Source organism: Frankia sp. CgJB1, from assembly GCF_977947065.1.
Map to the genome: position 1 here is coordinate 1 of NZ_CDWTNB010000125.1, position 2,802 is coordinate 2,802.

A 2,802-nucleotide genomic window follows, 5' to 3' on the forward strand; every position below is an offset into this window, starting at 1 on the left:
CCTACGCGCGCCCGGTGCCGCCGACGCGCACGAACTCGCCGTCCGCGCGGTACTGGGCCAGCAGGTCTCGGTGCCGGCGGGGCGGCGGCTCGGCGACGCGCTGGTTGCCGCGTACGGGGAACCGCTTCCCACCCCCGATGGTGGTCTCACCCACCTGTTTCCGCGGGTCACCGACCTCGCCGAGGCGTCGTTGACCGAGCCGGGGATGCCACAGAGCAGGCGCGATACGTTGCGCACGCTCAGCGCCGCGCTCGCCGACGGCACCGTCCGTCTCGACCCGGGCGTCGACCGCGACGAGGCGGAGAAGGAGCTGCTGCTCCTGCGGGGCGTCGGTGCGTGGACGGCGGGCTACATCCGGATGCGGGCACTGGGCGACCCTGACGTCCTGTTGGAGAGTGACGTGGCCGCCCGGGCCGGGATGCGGCGGGTCGGCGCGGCCCTGGCGGACGCCGCGGCCTGGCGGCCCTGGCGCTCCTACGCCATGCACCATCTGTGGGGGCCGGGAGCGGAGGACCATCGTCGGGTCAGTCGCCGGACCAGTCACGAGTCGACGACGGCACCGGTCCGCGGAGGATCGATGGCACGGGAAAGGATGACAGCCGATGACCGTCTACACGACCCTGGACAGCCCGCTGGGCGAGCTGCTGCTGGTGGGAGAGGAACTGGTGGGAGAGGAATCGGACGGCGTGGCGGGCGGGATCGCCCTGAGCTCCCTGTCCATGCCTGAGCAGAGGGGAGCCGTGACGGTGGCGCCGCACTGGCGGCGTGCCCCGAGGTCCTTCACCGAGGCCGCCCGGCAGATCGAGGAGTACTTCGCCGGCGAGCGCCGGGTCTTCGAGCTGGAGTTCCTCACCCATGGCACTGCGTTCCAGGAACGGGTCTGGCGGGCGCTGGAGACCATCCCGTACGGGACGACGACCAGCTACGGCCGCCTCGCTGAACGGACCGGCGCCGCCCGCGGCGACGTGCGGGCCGTGGGCGCCGCGGTCGGCGCGAACCCCCTGCTGCTCGTGCGTCCCTGCCACCGCGTGATCGGAGCCGACGGCACCCTGCGCGGCTACGCGGCCGGACTCGCCCGCAAGGAGGCGCTGCTGCGCCATGAGGGGGTACTCGCGCCGATGTTGGACGCGCCGATGTTGGACGCGGCGGCGGCCTGGTCGTGACGGGTACCGGCCGGCTACCGTCACCGGACAACGTCGACTGGGCGCCGATCGGAGCAGAGCTGGACGTGGTGGGCTGCGCGCTCACCCCTGGGATCCTCACCCCGGCGCAGTGCCACGCCCTCGCGGAACTGTACGACGAGACGCGGCACTTCCGCTCCACGGTCGACATGGCCCGGCACCGGTTCGGGTCAGGAGAGTACCGATACTTCGGCCATCCGCTCCCAGAACTGGTCCAGCGGCTGCGCGAGACGCTCTACCCGCACCTGCTGCCCGTCGCCCGGGATTGGGCCGGTCGACTTGGCCGGCCGGCCCCGTGGCCGGACACCCTCGGCTCCTGGCTCGGCCGGTGCCACCAGGCTGGGCAGACCAGGCCGACGCCGCTGCTGCTGCGTTACGGCCGGGGTGACTGGAACGCGCTGCATCGCGACATCTATGGGGAACTCGTCTTCCCGCTCCAGGTCGTCATCGGCCTCGACGTGCCGGGCGAGGACTACACCGGCGGGGAGTTCCTGCTCGTCGAGCAGCGCATGCGCGCCCAGTCCCGCGGAACCTCCCTCGTCCTGCCGCAGGGGCACGCGCTGGTCTTCACGACCCGGGACCGGCCGGTGCGCTCCGCCCGCGGCTGGTCCGCCTCGGCGGTGCGCCACGGGGTGAGCACCGTCCGCTCGGGCCGGCGTCACGCTCTCGGCCTGGTCTTCCACGACGCTGCGTGACGCATCTACCCAGCAGCGGGAGCCAGTAGTGGGAGCGGTTGTGTGGCCGGGCTGGTAGGGCTGGTGACTGCCGGCGGGATGATCATTAATGCCATCGCCTCGGTGAGGGCAGCACTCCTGGCCGGGGAACGCCGTCTACGCGGCGACGAAGGCCGCGGGAGGCGGCCTGAGCGATGGGCCTGGGCGATGGTTCAGCGTGCCGCGCCAGGCGCGTCGTTCGCCTGGGCGAACGAGCTGGACACGGTTCTCGGGAGCGAAAGCGTATCCAGCTCCCCTGGACGCCTGCGAAGCGCCGCCGTGTCTCCTCGATGCTCTTGTCGACCTCGGCGTGGCTGATCTGGTCGGTGAAGGCGAGACGCTGGAGGGTGAGGTGCAGTCCTTCGGCTGGTACTGGGTCGAGGACGGGCAGGCGTAGCCGGTCCAGGCTGGCGAAGCGGACCCAGTCGTCGACGACTGGGTCCGCGGTGCGCGAGGTGGTCAACCTCGCTGTCAGCGACACCGCTAGGGACGGCTCGCGGGCAGCAGCGGCGCGGTGCGCAGCAGCGCCAGCAGCGGCCGGACCTCGTCGGGCACCGGCTCGGAGAACGTCCGCACCGCGTGCTCCCCGGGCCGGTCGATCTCCAGGGTGTAGACGAACCGGTCCGCGCCGATGTCGTGCCGCTCCCGGGCCTCGGTGGAACCCCGGGGCGCGGTGGAACCCCGGGCCTCGGTGGAATCTACCTGACCGGCATCCGCAGCGTCCGTTGTGGCCGCGAGATCGCCGTGATGCACCGCCTCGCGGGCCAGGCGGCGCAGGTTCTCGGCCTCCTGCTTACTGAGATCGGCCGTGTCCAGACCGCGGCGCACGCTGCGCCCGAGAAGTCCACCGGAACGCTCCAGCACGACCCGTACACGTTCCGCGGTGCGCGCCATGAGCCATATTGTGC

General features: G+C 72.1%; 4 protein-coding genes. 3 read left to right on the top strand and 1 reads right to left on the bottom strand.

What is annotated here, in order from left to right; all coding sequences use genetic code 11:
* The 3 genes from AC08OT_RS14325 to AC08OT_RS14335 all read left to right on the top strand — a co-directional run.
* Window positions 1-727, top strand: a 727-nt coding sequence (locus AC08OT_RS14325; protein WP_476602907.1) for a DNA-3-methyladenine glycosylase family protein, incomplete at its 5' end; no start/stop codon positions are given.
* A 13-nt stretch (window positions 728-740) separates the two neighbouring features.
* Window positions 741-1,163, top strand: a complete 423-nt coding sequence (locus tag AC08OT_RS14330) for a methylated-DNA--[protein]-cysteine S-methyltransferase (RefSeq protein WP_476593545.1) — start codon at window positions 741-743, stop codon at window positions 1,161-1,163.
* The gene (locus tag AC08OT_RS14335; protein WP_476593546.1) at window positions 1,160-1,876 is read left to right on the top strand and encodes a 2OG-Fe(II) oxygenase; all 717 of its coding nucleotides are present in this window, start codon (window positions 1,160-1,162) and stop codon (window positions 1,874-1,876) included. Before AC08OT_RS14330 ends, AC08OT_RS14335 begins: the two co-directional genes overlap by 4 nt.
* A gap of 501 nt (window positions 1,877-2,377) precedes the next feature.
* On the opposite strand, the gene AC08OT_RS14340 is transcribed toward AC08OT_RS14335, so the two are convergent.
* Window positions 2,378-2,802: hypothetical protein (locus tag AC08OT_RS14340; protein ID WP_476602908.1), on the bottom strand; the 425-nt coding region annotated here is incomplete at its 5' end.